The 15,545-nt window shown below is 74.6% G+C and carries 20 protein-coding genes; 9 read left to right on the forward strand and 11 right to left on the reverse strand.

Translation table 11 applies throughout. From position 1 onward, the window contains the following. Positions 1 to 31: 31 nt before the first annotated feature. Positions 32 to 667: a TIGR03086 family metal-binding protein gene (locus ACGFYQ_RS19990; protein WP_393745588.1), complete on the reverse strand. Its 636-nt coding sequence runs from the start codon at positions 665 to 667 to the stop codon at positions 32 to 34. A gap of 78 nt (positions 668 to 745) precedes the next feature. On the opposite strand from ACGFYQ_RS19990, the gene ACGFYQ_RS19995 reads away from it, so the two are divergent. Beyond that, positions 746 to 1,729, forward strand: a complete 984-nt coding sequence (locus ACGFYQ_RS19995; RefSeq protein WP_393745590.1) for a helix-turn-helix transcriptional regulator — start codon at positions 746 to 748, stop codon at positions 1,727 to 1,729. Between the two features lie 23 nt (positions 1,730 to 1,752). On the opposite strand, the gene ACGFYQ_RS20000 is transcribed toward ACGFYQ_RS19995, so the two are convergent. From ACGFYQ_RS20000 to ACGFYQ_RS20010, 3 genes are all read right to left on the reverse strand, one after another. Further along, positions 1,753 to 3,240, reverse strand: coding sequence for a hypothetical protein (locus ACGFYQ_RS20000; protein WP_393745592.1), 1,488 nt, complete (start codon positions 3,238 to 3,240; stop codon positions 1,753 to 1,755). A 73-nt stretch (positions 3,241 to 3,313) separates the two neighbouring features. Further along, the gene (locus ACGFYQ_RS20005; protein ID WP_393745594.1) at positions 3,314 to 3,616 is read right to left on the reverse strand and encodes a hypothetical protein; all 303 of its coding nucleotides are present in this window, start codon (positions 3,614 to 3,616) and stop codon (positions 3,314 to 3,316) included. 240 nt (positions 3,617 to 3,856) lie between these two features. Next, on the reverse strand, positions 3,857 to 4,291 hold the full coding sequence (locus ACGFYQ_RS20010; RefSeq protein ID WP_393745596.1) for a hypothetical protein: 435 nt from the start codon (positions 4,289 to 4,291) through the stop codon (positions 3,857 to 3,859). 444 nt (positions 4,292 to 4,735) lie between these two features. Between ACGFYQ_RS20010 and ACGFYQ_RS20015 the strand changes: the two genes are divergently transcribed. The 6 genes from ACGFYQ_RS20015 to ACGFYQ_RS20040 all read left to right on the forward strand — a co-directional run bounded on the left by ACGFYQ_RS20015 (position 4,736) and on the right by ACGFYQ_RS20040 (position 8,776). Further along, positions 4,736 to 5,779 (forward strand): NUDIX domain-containing protein, encoded by a 1,044-nt coding sequence (locus tag ACGFYQ_RS20015; protein WP_393745598.1) that lies wholly within the window; start codon positions 4,736 to 4,738, stop codon positions 5,777 to 5,779. A gap of 43 nt (positions 5,780 to 5,822) precedes the next feature. Then, positions 5,823 to 6,455: a hypothetical protein gene (locus ACGFYQ_RS20020; protein ID WP_393745600.1), complete on the forward strand. Its 633-nt coding sequence runs from the start codon at positions 5,823 to 5,825 to the stop codon at positions 6,453 to 6,455. Positions 6,456 to 6,562: 107 nt separating this feature from the next. Continuing rightward, positions 6,563 to 7,150, forward strand: a complete 588-nt coding sequence (locus ACGFYQ_RS20025; RefSeq protein ID WP_393745602.1) for an SRPBCC family protein — start codon at positions 6,563 to 6,565, stop codon at positions 7,148 to 7,150. A 129-nt stretch (positions 7,151 to 7,279) separates the two neighbouring features. After that, positions 7,280 to 7,945 (forward strand): GNAT family N-acetyltransferase, encoded by a 666-nt coding sequence (locus ACGFYQ_RS20030; protein ID WP_393745604.1) that lies wholly within the window; start codon positions 7,280 to 7,282, stop codon positions 7,943 to 7,945. Between the two features lie 58 nt (positions 7,946 to 8,003). After that, a complete protein-coding gene (locus tag ACGFYQ_RS20035) occupies positions 8,004 to 8,309 on the forward strand; it encodes a hypothetical protein (protein WP_393745609.1) in 306 nt (101 codons plus the stop codon). Further along, positions 8,306 to 8,776: a hypothetical protein gene (locus ACGFYQ_RS20040; protein ID WP_393745611.1), complete on the forward strand. Its 471-nt coding sequence runs from the start codon at positions 8,306 to 8,308 to the stop codon at positions 8,774 to 8,776. Before ACGFYQ_RS20035 ends, ACGFYQ_RS20040 begins: the two co-directional genes overlap by 4 nt. Positions 8,777 to 8,828: 52 nt before the next feature. Here the strand turns inward: ACGFYQ_RS20040 and ACGFYQ_RS20045 are convergent, their stop codons facing one another. Both ACGFYQ_RS20045 and ACGFYQ_RS20050 read right to left on the reverse strand, forming a co-directional pair. Then, positions 8,829 to 10,316: a DEAD/DEAH box helicase gene (locus tag ACGFYQ_RS20045; protein ID WP_393745613.1), complete on the reverse strand. Its 1,488-nt coding sequence runs from the start codon at positions 10,314 to 10,316 to the stop codon at positions 8,829 to 8,831. A gap of 57 nt (positions 10,317 to 10,373) precedes the next feature. Beyond that, a complete protein-coding gene (locus tag ACGFYQ_RS20050) occupies positions 10,374 to 10,892 on the reverse strand; it encodes a MarR family winged helix-turn-helix transcriptional regulator (RefSeq protein ID WP_393745615.1) in 519 nt (172 codons plus the stop codon). 92 nt (positions 10,893 to 10,984) lie between these two features. Here ACGFYQ_RS20050 and ACGFYQ_RS20055 point away from each other — a divergent pair, with 92 nt between their 5' ends. Then, entirely contained in the window at positions 10,985 to 11,353 is a 369-nt protein-coding gene (locus ACGFYQ_RS20055) for an HGxxPAAW family protein (RefSeq protein WP_393745617.1), read from the forward strand. Here ACGFYQ_RS20055 and ACGFYQ_RS20060 read toward each other — a convergent pair. Next, entirely contained in the window at positions 11,271 to 12,311 is a 1,041-nt protein-coding gene (locus ACGFYQ_RS20060) for a 2-oxoglutarate and iron-dependent oxygenase domain-containing protein (RefSeq protein WP_393745619.1), read from the reverse strand. The genes ACGFYQ_RS20055 and ACGFYQ_RS20060 overlap by 83 nt on opposite strands. Before the next feature lie 188 nt (positions 12,312 to 12,499). Between ACGFYQ_RS20060 and ACGFYQ_RS20065 the strand changes: the two genes are divergently transcribed. Further along, a complete protein-coding gene (locus ACGFYQ_RS20065) occupies positions 12,500 to 12,706 on the forward strand; it encodes a cold-shock protein (RefSeq protein WP_069918825.1) in 207 nt (68 codons plus the stop codon). 287 nt (positions 12,707 to 12,993) lie between these two features. Here ACGFYQ_RS20065 and ACGFYQ_RS20070 read toward each other — a convergent pair whose 3' ends face one another. The 4 genes from ACGFYQ_RS20070 to ACGFYQ_RS20085 form a co-directional block, all read right to left on the reverse strand. Beyond that, positions 12,994 to 13,572, reverse strand: coding sequence for a TetR/AcrR family transcriptional regulator (locus ACGFYQ_RS20070; RefSeq protein ID WP_393745622.1), 579 nt, complete (start codon positions 13,570 to 13,572; stop codon positions 12,994 to 12,996). Next, complete coding sequence (locus tag ACGFYQ_RS20075; protein WP_393745624.1) at positions 13,569 to 13,922, reverse strand: DUF1304 domain-containing protein; 354 nt, start codon at positions 13,920 to 13,922, stop codon at positions 13,569 to 13,571. Before ACGFYQ_RS20075 ends, ACGFYQ_RS20070 begins: the two co-directional genes overlap by 4 nt. A gap of 139 nt (positions 13,923 to 14,061) precedes the next feature. After that, positions 14,062 to 14,256: a ferredoxin gene (locus ACGFYQ_RS20080; protein ID WP_393745925.1), complete on the reverse strand. Its 195-nt coding sequence runs from the start codon at positions 14,254 to 14,256 to the stop codon at positions 14,062 to 14,064. Positions 14,257 to 14,276: 20 nt separating this feature from the next. Continuing rightward, complete coding sequence (locus ACGFYQ_RS20085) at positions 14,277 to 15,464, reverse strand: cytochrome P450 (RefSeq protein WP_393745626.1); 1,188 nt, start codon at positions 15,462 to 15,464, stop codon at positions 14,277 to 14,279. Between the last annotated feature and the right edge of the window lie 81 nt (positions 15,465 to 15,545).

Below are 15,545 nucleotides of genomic sequence, written 5' to 3' on the forward strand. Positions count from 1 at the left end.
GTCGGCGCCGACCGGCGGGCCGGCCGGCCGCTCAGGGGCGGCGGCCGGACCAGGCCACCAGCCGGTCGAGGGCGGACGCGTCGGAGGCCACGGGGACCACCTCGCCGTACGGGATGCGGCCGCCGCGGGTTTCGGCCGGCATCGCCCGGCGTACCACCTCGACGAGCCGCTCCAGCAGTTCGGTGTCCCAGTCCGGTCGCTGTCCGGTGGCGGTGGCGAGGTCCCAGGTGTGCAGGGTCAGCTCGTTGGCGTACAAGGTCGCCGCGAGCGCTCCCGGCCGGACACCCATCGGCAGGCGCAGGTCGCGGCCGAGCACGTCCGGATCCGCCCACACCCGCGCCACCTCACGTGCGGCCGGCTCCCAGGCGGCCGCCCACTCGCCGTCCGCGAGCTCGTCGGCGAAGGAGGGGACGCTGAAGGGGTCCTCACCGCGCCCGATCACGGCGATCCGCCGCAGCACGGCGACGAGGTGGCTCGACAGGCGCCGCACGTCGAACTCGTCGCAGGGGGTCGGGGCGTCGTACTGGTCCGGCCGGACGGCGGCGAGGGTGCGTCCGGCGAGGGCCACGGCAGCCGCCAGATCCGGACGGGTGTCGACGGCGGGGGAGGAGGACGGGGAGGAGGACGGGGTGGAAGGGGTTGCGGTGAACTGCTGGGTTTCGGTCATGACGTCATCCTGGCGGGCAAAGTGGCCATCCTCTGGCCAGTTTTCGGGACAGAATCCATTCCATGCGAAACGACTCCCGTGAAGGCTGACCGGCTGGTGGCCGCCCTGCTGTTCCTCCAGGAGCGAGGGCGCGTCACCGTCCCCGAAGTGGCCGCCGAACTCGACGTCTCGGAGCGGACCGCCCGGCGCGACCTGGAGGCACTGGCCGCGGCCGGGATCCCCGTCTATGCGCAGCGCGGCCGCGGCGGCGGCTGGTCCCTGGTCGGCGGCGCCCGCACCAACCTCACCGGCCTCACCGCCGACGAGATCCGGGCGCTGTTCCTCGTCGCCGGCCCCCTGGCCACCACCCCCGAACTGCGCACCACGCTGCGCAAGCTGGTCCAGGCCCTGCCGGCCACCCTCCGCGGGGGCGCCGAGGCCGCCTCGCGGGCCGCCGCCGTCGACGGCACCGACTGGTCGCGCAATCCCGTCACCGCCGAGGCCCCCCACCGCGCGGCCCTCCAGCGGTCCGTGGTGGACGGCACGCGGATCCGACTCGGGTACGCGGGCGCCGGCAAACCGGCCGCCGTCCGCCTGGTCGACCCGCTCGGCCTCGTGGCCAAGGCGGGAGTCGAGTACCTCGTCGCCGGTACGGAGAAAGGGCTGCGCACCTTCCGGCTCAGCCGGGTCACCTCGGTCGAACCGACCGGCGAACCCGCGCACCGGCCGGCCGGCTTCGACCTCGCCACGGCCTGGCGGGAACTCGCCGGGGCCATGGAGGACCGGTTGTACGCGGTGACCGCCCGGGCCCGCGTCGAACCCGGCGCGGTGGCGCTGCTGGCACGCCTGTCCGGCGGCCGGCTGCGGGTCGGCGGCCCGCTGCCCGACGGCTGGACGGAGGTCTGGGTCGACGGCCCGGCACCGAGGGCGCTGGCCGCGCACCTGTCCGGGCTGGGAGCCCGGGTCGAAGTGCTCGAACCACCGGAGGTACGGGAGTGGCTGGCCCGCCTGGGCGCCGAACTCACGGGGCTCTACGGACCGCCCCCGGACCCCGGACCGCCCCCGGCCACCGGCCCGGGGTGACACGCCGGCCAGGGCGGCGGCGCTCAGCCGCCGGCCGGTACCGCCGCGGCCAGCCCGCCGCCCGCCGCGAAGTGCAGCCGGTCCAGCCGGGCCGCGTACGGCCAGCCCGCCGCCCGGTAGAAGCACAGGTCGCTCGGGATCGGTACCGCCCGCAGGTCGGCGGCGTGCGTGCCGGCCGGCAGTCCGGCGGCCGCCGAGAGCAGTGGGTCCGCCGATCCCGCCCACTCGCCGACCGGGGTGGGCCGCGGCCACGGTTCCCCGGTGTTGGGGAACAGCCACCGGGTGTCCCGGGAGACCCGGCCCGCGAAGTCGGGTCGGTCCACGGCCTGCCGGGCCAGCCGGGCGAAGGTCAGCAGCAGGTCCGGCAGAGATTCGGCGAGCAGGGCCAGCTCCGGGTACTCCCGCAGCGCCTTCGCCTCGGCCGGCACGGAGACGGCGTACCCCCACCGGCCGGCCTCCGGGTCGACGCGGATCTGCAGGAGCGCGGGGCTGTGCCCGTACCCGATCCGGGCCAGCGGCCAGTACGTGCCGTCGCCGCCCATCATGCGGTGCACCTCCGGGTCCACCTCGTGCTCGGGGGCCCCGGGCAGCAGCCGCAGCGCGGGCAGTCCCGCGACCGCCACCGCGCCGATCTCCCGCAGCACGCACCGGACGTCGGCGGGCACCGGGACCGCCCAGCCGTCCATCGCCCGATCGGCGACACCCGCGTCGAGTACGACGAAGGTGGGGAACTCGTCGGCCAGTGCCCGCAGTTCGGCGACCGCGCGGTCCGCGGCATCCGCCGGCGGGCGGTGCCTGCGTACCGGCCGCCCGAGGAAGTCCCCGCTCACCACACTGCGCAGCAGCAGCGCCCGGCCGTCACCCACGATCCGGAACTGGATCTCGCTGCTTCCGGTGTCGGCCGTGTTGTGGGCGGTGGAGAAGTACGGTTCCCAGCCCACCGCGCACGGGTAGCCGGGCAGGTCGCGCAGGTCGACGAGGTCGGTGAGCGAGTCCCCGCGCCCGACGAGCGCGGCGAGCCCGGTGTCCGTGCCCTCGGCCACCTCGACGGTCGGAACGGCCGGTACGAAATACTTCGCGGCGGTCCGGTCCGCCGCCCCGTCGGCGAGCCGCTCAGTGAAGCCGGCGAGCCAGCCGACGAATTCCGGGGCCTCGACCGTGACGTCCGGGTCGTCCCCCCACGGATGCACGGCCACGACCGGCCCCCAGTCGGCGGAGCCGACGCCGACGATCAACGAACCTTCGCCGAAGCCCAGTTCACCGAGGGTCCAGTAGCCGTCCGCGAACACCGCGCGGCCGCGCGGCCCGAAGCGGTACTCGTGCTCCTCGCTCTCCAGCCCGCCGATCTCCCGGAGCACGACCCGGACGTCCTCCGGGACCGGGACGGCCCAGCCGTCCAACTCGGCGTCGGTGAAGCCGTCGAACAGCTCGACCTCGTCCGGCCGTTCCCGCGCCAGCTCCCGCAGCGCACGGACGACGGCCGCGGCCGCCTCCGGTCCCGCGTCGTTCATGTGCCCGCTCCCCGAGTCGTCCGCCGTGCGGCTCCGAGGGTATCCGCCGGCCGGGCCGGTCCCCGGACAGGGCCTAGTGGCAGAGGGCCACGATGGAGGGTGACACCATGCCGCGGGCCGCTTCGCACAGCGCCGCCATGTCGTACGAACGGGCAGGCACGGGACGGGACTTGGACTTCGCCGGAGGGTGCTTGCGGGGCTTGGCCCGGGGTGCGGGGCGGGCGGGCTTGGCCGGCTTGGCCGGCTTGTACGGCCTGGCGGGCCGGACCGCCCGGTGCGGAGGTTCCGGGGCCGCCGCCGGTACCGGCTCCGCCGGAACGGTCGGCGGTGCGGGCTCCGAGGTCTCCGGGAGGTAGCCCAACGGTAAGGCAGGCACGGGTGGTTGGTCGGGCTCCGTGCGGGCCGCCGCGGGAGCGAGACGCGGAGCGTCGGGTGGGGCGGCGGGATGCACGGTCACGCATCCGGTGGCCATGGCGAGTGCGGCAAGGGTCAGGGGCAGGGCCCGGCGCAGCTGCATCCGCCCACCCTGCCGTACCGGGCGCCCGCGAGTCGCACCCGTCACGCTGATGGGTGAAGTGTGCGGCTGCCCGGTGCCGGCCCCGGGCCCCGGCCCCGGCTAGCTCCGGCTTCGGGGTCGGGTAGCCGGGCGGAGAGCGTGTTCGAGGGGGCCGCGGCGAAGGGGGCCGTCGGCGTGCACGCGGTGCCAGACCCAGGTCACGGTGAGCGCGGCGGCGCTGAAGGCGATCCGGGCGGTCCGGGCGCCGAACACGTGGGCGGCGAGCCGGGCGGAGCCGTAGCCCGCCACGGCGGCCGCCGCCCCCCCGGCCATCCGCCCGGCCACCGCCCGCTCCCGGACATCGCACAGACGGGCCAGGGCCATCCCGGCCAGGACGTACGGGAAGTAGGTGGCCAGCGGATACGCGCCCGTGAGCAGCAGCTCGCGGAGCGCCCCGCCCAGCCCGGACCAGCTGGTGAAAGCGGCGGCTTCGGGGACCAGGCCCCGCCCGGAGGACTCGTACCCGAACGCCGGGCACGGTAGCGCCGCGTCCATCCGTCGGGCAGGTCCGCCGGGCGGCCCCGCTGGGCGAGCATCAGGCAGAAGCCGGCGAGGAGGGCGAACGCCGGGGCGCGGCCGTCGGTCGCGACGATCACGTACCCGGCGCCCTCGGGCCGCGGGCCGGGGCCCACGTGCACGGCGAACATGCCGAGGACGGCGAGTCCGCGCACGGCGTCGACCGCGGCCGGCCTGCCGGTGGGCCGGCCGGGCAGGTCGCCGGAACCGGCGCGTCGCATGGGTCTCGTCGGGCCGGTGACGTGGTCGGACCGGAGGGTTTCATGCCGCCGATCCGCCTGCGGAACGTAGCAAGGACCGCATAACCAGGTGATAAGGAGGTACAGGGGCGGCACAGCGCGGGAGGTCCGGGTCCGCCGTAACCAGCGGGCCGCGCCCGCTGTTGCACAGCCGGCGGGTCCACCCACGGTGAACGGAGTTCCGATGCCGCAGCTGACCGACGAGGCCGTGCCCGATCAGGACGGGACCGGGCCCGACGACCAGCGGCGGGCGGGCACCTGGATGACCCCGGAGGCGTACGGCGCCTCGCGCGCCGCCCTGTGGACCGGAGCCGTCGTCCTCGTCACCGACACCGACGGCCGGGTCCTCGTGCAGAGCGTCGACTACCGGTCCGACCGGCTGCTGCCCGGCGGCGCCGTGGACGCGGGCGAGGCGCCGTCCGCCGCGGCGGCCCGCGAGATGCGGGAGGAACTGGGCGTCGACGGCCGCTACCCGCGCGGCCTCGCCGTGGACTGGATCCCGGCCGACACGCCGGGTTTCCCGGCCGGCATGCGGTTCCCCGGCGAGATCCTCCACGTCTACGACGGCGGCACCTGGAACCAGGAGCGGATCGACTCCGTCCGGCTGCCGGCCCAGGAGATCACCGGCATCCATTTCGCCGAGCCGGCCGACCTGCCCGCCCTGATGGACGCGGGCGACGCCCGCCGCGCCCTGTCCGCGCTGCGGTCCCGGATCAACGGCTCCGGGACCGCCCTGCTGGAGGACGGCCGCCCCACCGTGCCCACCGCCCTCGACCGGCTGGGCGTGCTGCGCACCCGCCGGACCGCGCAGCACGGCGCCTGGCACGCGGGCCCGGTTCCCGCGCAACTGCCCGTACGGGACCGCTCGGCGTGGCTCTTCGCCCCCGACGGCCGGGTCCTGCTCCTGATCGCCCGCGCCACCGGCGCGGCCCACCTCCCGCCCCCGACGGCGGCACCGACCGCCGGGGCCGCCCCGCTCGGCTACCGGTACGGTGACCAGGGCGTCCACGCCCGCACCGCGGCCCGCCTCACCGGGCTCCCGTCGGCGCCGGACGCGGAGTACGCCCGCCTGCTGGCCACACCCGAGCAGGTCCGCGAACTGAGCGACTGGGGCCGGTCCGGCGACGACGAACTCGCGGCGGTCCACACGGCCCGCACGCGCCTCTCCCTCCCGCCCCCGCCCCGCACCCCGCCCACGGAACTCCCGGAGGCGGGCACGCGTTGGTGAGAGCGGACCGCCGTTGTCGGTGCGGCCTCCTACCGTCGACGGCATGGGATTCACCAGTGCCTGGTCGATCAGCGGCCACGAGGACTCCGTCGTCCGGGAGCTCGCGCCACGCGTAGCGGTGGCCATCGAGGCCGACCGCGCCTGCCCGGACGCCCGCCGCCGGTGGGCGAGGTGGCAGAGTGCCCCGCTGCCCGACCACCGCACGTGGTGGACCGATGCGGCTCACGACGACGCGATCCGCTCCTTCCTGGAGCTGACGAGTCCGGGCCGTCACGTCGACGACCTGTGCAACGGCAGCGCGGACCCGGATTTCCACCTCGCGGACGATGTCTGGGAGCGCCTGCCGGAACCGGCGGAGATGTTCGTGTCCGTCCAGCGGAAGGACTACGCGGTCGCCGCGCTCTTCCATGCCATCGGGCCCCGGCGTGCCGCTCTGCTGCCCGGCTGGTGCGGGAACTTCCTGCTGACCGCCGCCCAGGTACGGCGGGCGCTGCCGCAAGTGGAGCGGGCGCTGGCTTTCACGCCGGGGGAGCGGGAGCGGGCGCGGGAGCAGGAGCAGCACTGGCTGGACCGGCCCGACGACGAGGAGAGCGTCCTCGACGGGCCGCTCCGGGCCTGGCGCGGGGCCGCGCGGGCCGGGCTCGGGTTGTGCGGGGTCGCGTTCCACGTGATGTGAGGCGCGTGCCGGTTGCCCGCGGCCGACGGGACGGCCGGACCGTCCTCGTCCGCCGCCATGATCGGGAAATCCGGCGTCCGCGGTCCGCGGTCCCGCAGCATGGGGCCATGAGCGACAGTGCGATCACCTACACCCTGTACATCCAGGCCGATCCGGACCGGGTCTGGCAGGCCCTCACCGATCCTGCCCTCACCCGCCGTTACTGGGGCCTGAGCTTCGAGACCGACTGGGCCGTGGGCTCGACGATGGACTGGGTCGAGCGCGGGGCCCGCACCAGCGACCCCGAGCAGGTGGTCCTGGACTGCGTCCCGGACCGCCTGCTGTCCTACACCTGGCACACCTTCACCCCGCAGTGGGCGGCCGCCGTCGGGATCGGCGAGGAGCTGCGGGCCGAACTGGCCGGGGAGCGGCGCACGAAGGTGACGTACGAGATCGAGCCGGTCGGCGACGCCCTCGCCCGGCTGACCATCCTGCACGAGGGCTTCGAACCGGGCGGCACGCTGATCGGCATGTGCGGGCGGGCCTGGCCGATGCTCGCCTCCAGCCTCAAGACCCTCCTGGAGACGGGAGCCCCGCTGCCCGAGCCCGGGGACGGGACGGAACAGGGGTACGGCGGACACGAGGCCTACGAGACCCGCCAGACCCGCGGAACCGGTGAGCCTGGTGGTGAGACCGGCGAGACCGGCGGCAGCTGACCTGCCGTGCGGAGAGCCGGTCCGGTCCGCGCGGCACCGTCCCGGCTCTCCCGCCCCCCCGCCCCCGCCCCAACACCCCCGCACCGCGCCTGAGATCATGTGCACCGACCACGAATCGGGAGCACGGACATGGCACGCGAGCACGGCACGGGGCGGACTCTGGGCGAGATCCTGGACGCGGCGGCGGACGGCCGGTTTCCGCCGCCCGACGGCGGTACGACCGTGGTACCGCAGGAGAGCCGGCGCGACGCGGGCGTCATCGCCTTCACCGCGCACTCCGTCGTGTTCACCGACGAGGACCCGGACTGGGTACGGTCCACCCTCGCCGCCACCACGTGCGACGCCCTCGCCGCCACCATGAACGCGCGCTTCCTGGCCGCGCTGCTGGACCGTACGGGCCGCACCACCGACACCGTCGACCTGCTCACCGTCGCCGGGCCGCTGCCCGGCGAACCCCCGCTGGAGCTGCGCGAGATCGCCGACCCCGACCACCCCCGGGTGCGGCGGGCCCTGCACCGCCGTGACGACGTACGGGTCTGGGCGGCGGACGGGGGAGTCCTCATCCTCGGCCGGGGCGTCGCGGGCCGCTGGGAGACGGCGATAGAGGTGGACGAGGACGTCCGCCACCGGGGGCTGGGGCGGGACCTGGCCCGCGCCGCCCGCCACCTCGTCCCCGACGGCCGGCCGGTCTGGTCCCAGCAGGCCACCGGCAACGCCCGCAGCGTCCGCGCCTTCCAGGCCGCCGGCTACCGCCCGGTCGGCGCGGAGTCGCTGATGCTGCCTCCTGCGAGCTGAGCACCCCGAAGGCACCCTGACCACCGGCCGCCCGCGGCGGTCGTGTGGAATGGGTGCCATGGGGAGAGGGAAGAAGGAGCAGCGCCACACGATCGGCAGGCCGCAGAGCGTGCTGGTCCTGCCCACGGCAGGCGGCCGGGCACAGTCCATCGCCGGTGTCGGATGCGGGCGGCCCGATCCGCGCATCGCCGATGCCGCGCAGGCCGAGGCCGGCGCGGCCGAGTCGGTGGCCGGGGGAGACCGAGGCCCTTGCCGCATGACGTGGATCGCACGGCGCCACCACGGGCTGACGGCCGAGGTCGACCGGGAGCCGCTGCCGGACGGCGGCCGGGCGGGCCGCGTTCGGGAAGGCGTGGCGCGATGAGCCGCTCCGATGCCGGCACGCCGCCCGAGCACTGGCGGTACGGGCGCCACCTGGAGTTCCTGGCCGTGGCGCCGGGGGAGTCCGCCGAAGCCGAGGCCGTGGCGGCCGTGCTGCGCGATCCCGATCCGGTGATGGCCGAGAGCGCGGTGGTCACCCACCTGAACCGCCGGGCGGCCCGGCTGCTGGCCGACGAGGGGTTTCCCGCCTGGGCGCAGGCCATGACGGCCGCGCTCGCCGGCCGCGCCTTCCCCGAGCGGAGGCTGCGCGAGTGGACCCTGCTCAAGGCCATCACCGGCGGCGAACCCTGGTCCGCGGCGGAGCTCACCGCCGCCTCCGACTGGTGCCAGCGCACCGCCGCCCAGTCCCTGACCTCGTACGAGGCCCTGCGGCTGCTCGCCGCGGAGGCCCGCACCCGCCGGGTCCGCAACGCGGCCGCCGAGCGCCTGCGCCGCCGTACCCTGGCCTGACCCGGTCGGGACGTCGGGACCCGCCCCCGGTCCGGGGGCGGGCGTACGCGCGTCAGAGGCCCTTGCGCACCCGGGCCGCGCGGCGGGCCTCGGCGGTCTGCCGGGCCTCGATCGTCTTGCGGGACTCCTTGCCCTTGCCCGGGCGGCCCGGCCGGGTGCCCATCCCGCGGAAGCCGAGGTCCGACCCGGAGGGCCTGCCCTTGGCGTCGGTCGGCGCGGACCCGGCCAGCGGGACCCCGGAGGGCGCCTTCGCGCCGGTGATCCGGCTCAGGGCCGCCTCGCCGGACCGCACCTGCGTGATGGTCGGCCGGACCCGGGCGTCCGCCATCAGCCGGACCATGTCCCGTCGCTGGTTCGGCGTCACGAGGGTGACGACCTTGCCGGACTCGCCGGCCCGGGCGGTGCGGCCGCCCCGGTGCAGGTAGTCCTTGTGGTCGGCGGGCGGGTCGACGTTGACGACGAGGTCGAGGTCGTCGATGTGGATACCGCGCGCCGCGACGTTCGTCGCGACCAGGACGGTCACGGCCCCGCTCTTGAACTGCGCCAGGGTCCGCGTCCGCTGCGGCTGCGACTTGCCGCTGTGCAGTCCCTCCGCCCGTACGCCCATGGCCCGCAGGTGCTTCACGAACTGGTCGACGCCGTGCTTGGTGTCGAGGAACATCAGCACCCGGTTGTCGCGGGCGGCGATCTCGGTCGCCGCCGAGATCTTGTCGGCCGCGTGGATGTGCAGCACGTGGTGGTCCATCGTGGTCACCGTGCCCGCCTGCGGGTCGACGGAGTGCGAGACCGGGTCCTTCAGGTACGTGCGCACCAGCTGGTCCACATTGCGGTCCAGGGTCGCCGAGAACAGCATCCGCTGCCCCGCGTGGTGCACCTGGTCCAGGATCTCCGTGACCTGCGGCATGAAGCCCATGTCGCACATCTGGTCGGCCTCGTCGAGCACGGTGATCTTCACGCGCTCCAGGTGTACGTCACGCCGTCCGACCAGGTCGCTCAGGCGCCCGGGGGTGGCCACCACGACCTCGGCGCCGGTGCGCAGCGCGCTCACCTGCCGCCCGATGGACAGGCCGCCGACCACCGTGGCCATCCGCAGCTTCAGGGCCTCGGCGTACGGAGTCAGCGCCTCGGTGACCTGCTGCGCCAGCTCGCGCGTCGGTACGAGGACCAGCGCCAGCGGGCGCTTCGGGTCCGCCTGCTGCCCCGCCGTACGCGCCAGCAGCGCCAGGCCGAAGGCGAGGGTCTTGCCGGATCCGGTCCGGCCGCGGCCGAGGACGTCCCGGCCGGCCAGCGCGTTGGGGAGCGTCGCGGCCTGGATGGGGAACGGCTCCTTGACCTCCAGCGAGGCCATGGTCGTCACCAGCTCAAGGGGCAGGTCGAGCTCGGAGAACGACTCCACCGGCGGCAGCGCCGGATTCTTCGGCTCGTGCATCGTGAACTCGCCCTGCGGCCCGATGCTCCGGGGGGTCTTGCCGCCGGACTTGGCTCCGGCCTTGGCACCGCCCTTCACACCGAAGCGTCCATGAACTGACGGGTTCCTCATGCAGAACCTTTCGAAGCAAGGAAGAAGATGGTCAACCGCCCATGGTACCAGCGGCGCCTATCGCGGCCCGGCGTCCGGTTTCCCGTGCTGTTCCCCGTCGGGTTCCCCCGACCGCACCTGCGCGCAGTGGGCGCGGACCTCGACCGCGGCGCGCTCGAACCAGTCGGCGATCACGGCGATCTCGTCGGGGGTGTAGTCGGCGAACAGGGCGCCGAGCCGGTCGTAGAACGGCTGGTAGACCGCGACGACCCGGGCGGCGGCCTCGGGCTCGGCCACCACCCGCACCCGGCGCCGGTCCGCGGGGTCGGGTCGGCGCCGCGCGAACCCGGCGCGTTCGAGGCGGTTGAGCACCCCGGTGACGGCGCCGGTGGTGAGGTCCACCAGCTCGGCGAGGTCACCGGCGGCCAGCGGGGTGTCCCCGGCTCCCAGGATGTGGCCCAGGCAGGTCAGGTCGGTGACGTTGAGTCCCAGCCGCTGTGCCACCTCCTGCTGGCCGACGATGCCCAGGGCGACGTACTGGTCCATGCGCGCCATGGCCTCCGCGGCCGTGGCCGGGGGGCGGGTCTTGCCCTCCACGCAGATACTCCTTAGCATCTAAGTAACTTAGCTCGTGAGATAAATGAATCCTTCCTCCGAGCGTACTGCCGACCGTCCGACCAGGGAGAACCATGAGTGCGCACGGCCATGTCGATCTCGGCCACACGGCGGCCGGCTGGACCGGTACCGCCCTGGCCCTGCTGGGCTTCACCGGCGCGGGCGTCGCGGTGTGCGCGGCGTGGACGCCCGGCATCTGGCTCGGCCTCGGCGTCGTCGCCGTGGCCGGGATCGTCACCTGGCTCCTGCACCTCGCCGGGTGGGGCAAGCCGAGCGGACCCCGCCCCGAGGCCGACTGGGACTGGCGTACCCGGGACACCGCGGCGCACGCGGGCCACGCCGACTGCGTGGGCTGCCGGGTCAGCGGACCGAGGCGAGCCCGCGCAGCAGCCCCTCGGCCTCGATCCGCCGCGTCGTTGCCCGCCGCGGATAGCAGCGCATGAACATGCGGGTGAAGTGCTCCCCGTAGTGGATGGCCGAGTCGTCACCCGGCTCCGGCCGCAACGGGCGGATCCGGGCGCCGAAGCGCGGCTCGTGGAAGTAGGCCAGCGTGTAGCGCTCCCGGTCCGCGAGCCGCACCTTGTGCGGCGTCGACAGCAGGGCTCCGCCCGTCAGGAACTGCAGGATGTCACCGGGGAACACGGTGAGCACCCCCGGCACGGGGGGCACGTACGTCCACCCCGGGGAGTCCTCGGCGAAGCCCGCCGAGGACTCCCCGGGCAGCCAGTTCCGGGGCCGGCGTTCCCCGGCGACCGGCGGGCGTACGAACAGCCCTCCGACCTCGTCCTGGGCGGCGATCACCAGGAGCCCGTAGTCGGTGTGCGCGCCGATCCCGCGCTCCGTCGTCCGCGAGGCCGCCGGGAAGCGCAGTACCCGCATGTGGTGCCAGCCCCCGCGGGTCAGCCCGGCCAGCTCGTCGATGCCGGCCGGCCCCGGCCCCGCTCCGAAGCCGCCGGAGCCGAGCCCGAGCGCCACGAGGCGCAGCAGCCGCTCCCCGAGACCGCCCACCCCGGCGAGGTACGCCTCCATGGCCGCGCGGTAGCCGGGGTCGGGCCAGGGCACCGGCCCGTGGCAGGGCAGCCCGCGCCCCGCCGCCAGGTCCGGGGTGATGGTGAAGATCTCCGACGCGTCCCGCTCGCCCGCCGTGACCTCCTCGCCGGAGGCGATGTACCCGCTGTACGAGGTGTCGTTGACGCACGCCGCCTTCTCCGCCGGGGGCCGGGCGAAGAACCGGCGGCTCGCCGCCATGGCCTCCCGGGTCCGCGCCCGCTGCCCGGCGTCGGCCACCACCTGGAAGATCCCGTCGCGCTGCCAGGCCGCGGTCATCGCCCGGCCGAGCGCCTCGTCCGCAGCCGTCCCGGTCACCCGGTCCGGCACCTTGAACGTCGCGAATCCACTCATGTCCCGTCCCTTCTCGAAGCGTCTTCCGAAGGCGCCGCTCCCCCGATTCACGGACAGGGCGGCCAGAAGTTCGAATACGCGCCACGCCCCGGTTGGCCGCGTTCAGCGTGTGCTCTGCGGGACCTTTGGGCAGGATCGAGACGGCCGCATATGCGGCCCGCAGTGGAACGTTGAGAAGGATCAGCCAGATGGCAACAGGCATCGTGAAGTGGTTCAACTCGGAGAAGGGATTCGGGTTCATCCAGCAGGACGACGGCGGCCCGGACGTGTTCGTGCACTTCTCCGCCATCGAGACCACCGGGTTCAAGTCGCTGGAGGAGAACCAGAAGGTCGAGTACAACGTCACCCAGGGCCCCAAGGGCCCGCAGGCAGAGCGGGTGGTCCCCCTCTCGTAGTCCGCTTCGCGAGCACAGCCCGTGAGGGGAGCCCCGCCGGTCCGACCGGCGGGGCTCCCGGCGTCCGTGGCCGCGCTCCGGGCCCGGCGGGACAGTTGCCGGAGGGCGCCGTGGACCGGGTGGCGCGCGGGCCGGGCGTTCCGCGCTAGTGCTGTGACCGGCAAGGTTCACCGGGTCGCGGCGCTCCCCCGGCTACCTCCCCCCAGACTCCGTCCGGGGGGACCCCCAGGGAGGTACCCCCAGGCACGGCACCTCGCCGCGTTGTCGGACCGCGCAGGGCCACAGCACTAGACGGCGCGGTGGAGGGCCAGCAGCAGCCGCCACAGGTGGTCCGCCAGTCCGGCCGGATCCGCCGGGATGGCGTCGTGGAGCCAGTCCGCGAGGACGCCGGTGAAGGTGGCGGCGACCGCCGAGGCGACGAGATCGGAGTGCGGGGCGCCCGCCGCCGTGCGTTCGGCGTGCGCGCGAGCGCGCAGCTCCCGGTGGAGGCGGTCGCCGAGCGGGCCGCCGCCGCCCGGGAGGAGCAGCGTGCGGTAGAGCGGCGCGCGGTCCGCCGCGTCCGCGAGGAATTCGGCCAGCGCGGCGGGAGGCCGGGCCGGGGGGAGCGAGCCGGGACCCGTCTGCCAGGCGTGCAGGGCGTCGACCGCCGCGTGCACCACATCCGCGCAGGCGTCCACGGCGAGCGCGGTGAGGTCCTCGTAGTGGAGGTAGAAGGTGGCGCGCCCGACCTGCGCCCCGCGGACCACGGCCGAGACGCTCACCTCGGCGAGCGGCCTGTCCGCGCACTCCGCGAGCAGGCTCTCGCGCAGCCGCGCCTTCGTCCTGGCCGTGCGCGGGTCCGGTGCGCGCGCGTCCTGGGGGCTCACGCGGCCAGCAGCGCCGCGCCGAGGGCGAGGGCCCCGGGCAGGGCCTGCGCGACGAGGATCCGGCGGTTGGCGGTCGCGGCCCCGTACACCCCGGCGACGATCACGCAGACGAGGAAGAAGACCTGCGTGGCGAGCGAGTCGATGACGAGCGCCCAGACCAGGCCCGCGGCGAGGAACCCGTTGTAGAGGCCCTGGTTGGCGGCGAGCGGTGCGGTGAGCCGGGCGGTGTCCGCGTCGAAGCCGTGCAGCGCCCGCCCCGGCGGCCGTTGCCACAGGAACATCTCCAGGACCAGGAAGTACAGGTGCAGTGCGGCCACGAGGCCGGTCAGGATCTGAGCGACCGTGTGCATGGCCGCCTCCACTTCTCGGGGGGACTGGATTTCCTGGACAACTGTACAGGAAATCCAGTCCTCGATACACCCGATGCCCGCGATGCCCGCGATGCCCGCGACCGGGCGTCAGGCCGGGGCGACCAGGTCGCGGGTCGTGTCAGTCCTCCCGGACGGAGATGGCCGAGACCGGGCAGGCCCGGGCGGCCTCGCGGACCAGCGCGCTCCCGGCGCCGTCCGGGCGGCCCGGGAGCAGCTCGCTGAAGCCGTCGTCGTCCTGGGTGAACACCCCGGGCGCGGTCAGCGCGCACTGGCCCGCGCCGATGCAGACGCCGGTGTCGATGTCGATGCGCATTCGTTCGGTCGACACGGCCCTCACCACGCCACGGGGAGTTCGACCATGCCCTGGATGGTGTCGCCGGGTTTGAAGGGGATCCGGTCCGGCTCGGCCGCCAGCCGCAGTCCGGGCAGCCGCTCGAAGAGCGTGCCCAGCGCGATCTCCATCTCCGCGCGGGCCAGGTTCTGGCCGAGGCACTGGTGGATGCCGAAGCCGAAGGCCAGGTGGTGCCGGGTGGGCCGGTGCCAGTCCAGCGCGTCCGGCTCCTCGAAGACGGAGTCGTCGCGGTTGATGACGGAGGTGGAGAAGACCACTCCGTCGTCGGCGCGCACCGTCACCCCGCCGACGGCGATGTCCTCGGTCGCCACCCGCAGCATCCCGTCCGCGATCGACAGGAACCGCATCAGCTCCTCCACGGCCGAGGAGATCAATGCCGGGTCGGCCCGCAGCTCGGCCAGCTGCTCGGGGTGGCGCAGCAGGGTGAAGGTACCGAGCGAGATCATGTTGGCGGTCGTCTCGTGCCCCGCGACCAGCAGGATCACGGCGAGGGCGACCAGTTCCTCGACGTCGACCTCGCCCGTCTCCAGGCGCTGCGCGATGAGCTCGTCGAGCAGCCCGTCCCCGGGCTCCCGGCGCTTGCGCCCGATCAGGCCGACGAGGTAGTCGTCCAGCCGGCGGCGGGCGTCCTCCACGTCGGCCGGCTCGGGGCCGCGCAGCAGCCGCCGTGACTGTCCTTCGAAGAACTCGTGGTCCTCGTACGGGACTCCGAGCAGGGCGCAGATCACCATCGACGGCACCGGCAGGGCGAAGGCGCCCACCAATTCCGCCTGCGGGCCGCCCGCCACCATCTCGTCGATCAGCCGGTCCACGGTCTGCTGGATGCGGGGCCGCAGGGCGGCCGTCCGCTTCAGGGTGAAGCTGGGGATCAGCATCCGGCGCTGGGTGTTGTGCTCGGGATCATCGACCCCGAGCAGCGCGGCGCGCCGGTTCTGCAGCCCCTTGAACCGCCTGGTCGGTGCCGGGAAGGCCGCGTTCCGGCGGTCGGCGGAGAGCCGGCCGTCGGCGAGCAGGGCGCGCGCCTCGGTGTGCCCGGTGACCACCCATACGGAGCGGCCGTCGAAGAGGGTGACGCGGGAGAGCGGCCGGCTCTCCCGCAGGGGTGCGTAAGCGGCCGGTGGGTGGTAGGGGCAGGTTCGGTCCTGAGGGAAGGCAACGGTCTCTGACATGGAGCACCTCGCAAGCGATGGTTCCGTCTCGCCGGACTCCATTACATGCCTAAGGCACCTATCCCACCTATGCCACTTTCA

It is taken from the genome of Streptomyces sp. NPDC048258, assembly GCF_043201995.1.
GTDB lineage: Bacteria > Actinomycetota > Actinomycetes > Streptomycetales > Streptomycetaceae > Streptomyces.

What these genes read in the sequence shown, in the direction of transcription:
- ACGFYQ_RS20035 (WP_393745609.1), top strand. Translation starts at nt 8,004, where the DNA reads ATGGGGAGAGGGAAGAAGGAGCAGCGCCACACGATCGGCAGGCCGCAG.
- ACGFYQ_RS20025 (WP_393745602.1), top strand. Translation starts at nt 6,563, where the DNA reads ATGAGCGACAGTGCGATCACCTACACCCTGTACATCCAGGCCGATCCG.
- ACGFYQ_RS20060 (WP_393745619.1), bottom strand. Translation starts at nt 12,311, where the DNA reads ATGAGTGGATTCGCGACGTTCAAGGTGCCGGACCGGGTGACCGGGACG.
- ACGFYQ_RS19990 (WP_393745588.1), bottom strand. Translation starts at nt 667, where the DNA reads ATGACCGAAACCCAGCAGTTCACCGCAACCCCTTCCACCCCGTCCTCC.
- ACGFYQ_RS20045 (WP_393745613.1), bottom strand. Translation starts at nt 10,316, where the DNA reads ATGAGGAACCCGTCAGTTCATGGACGCTTCGGTGTGAAGGGCGGTGCC.
- ACGFYQ_RS20020 (WP_393745600.1), top strand. Translation starts at nt 5,823, where the DNA reads ATGGGATTCACCAGTGCCTGGTCGATCAGCGGCCACGAGGACTCCGTC.
- ACGFYQ_RS20030 (WP_393745604.1), top strand. Translation starts at nt 7,280, where the DNA reads ATGGCACGCGAGCACGGCACGGGGCGGACTCTGGGCGAGATCCTGGAC.
- ACGFYQ_RS20010 (WP_393745596.1), bottom strand. Translation starts at nt 4,291, where the DNA reads ATGGACGCGGCGCTACCGTGCCCGGCGTTCGGGTACGAGTCCTCCGGG.
- ACGFYQ_RS20075 (WP_393745624.1), bottom strand. Translation starts at nt 13,922, where the DNA reads ATGCACACGGTCGCTCAGATCCTGACCGGCCTCGTGGCCGCACTGCAC.
- ACGFYQ_RS20055 (WP_393745617.1), top strand. Translation starts at nt 10,985, where the DNA reads ATGAGTGCGCACGGCCATGTCGATCTCGGCCACACGGCGGCCGGCTGG.
- ACGFYQ_RS20040 (WP_393745611.1), top strand. Translation starts at nt 8,306, where the DNA reads ATGAGCCGCTCCGATGCCGGCACGCCGCCCGAGCACTGGCGGTACGGG.
- ACGFYQ_RS20000 (WP_393745592.1), bottom strand. Translation starts at nt 3,240, where the DNA reads ATGAACGACGCGGGACCGGAGGCGGCCGCGGCCGTCGTCCGTGCGCTG.
- ACGFYQ_RS20065 (WP_069918825.1), top strand. Translation starts at nt 12,500, where the DNA reads ATGGCAACAGGCATCGTGAAGTGGTTCAACTCGGAGAAGGGATTCGGG.
- ACGFYQ_RS20080 (WP_393745925.1), bottom strand. Translation starts at nt 14,256, where the DNA reads ATGCGCATCGACATCGACACCGGCGTCTGCATCGGCGCGGGCCAGTGC.
- ACGFYQ_RS20015 (WP_393745598.1), top strand. Translation starts at nt 4,736, where the DNA reads ATGCCGCAGCTGACCGACGAGGCCGTGCCCGATCAGGACGGGACCGGG.
- ACGFYQ_RS20085 (WP_393745626.1), bottom strand. Translation starts at nt 15,464, where the DNA reads ATGTCAGAGACCGTTGCCTTCCCTCAGGACCGAACCTGCCCCTACCAC.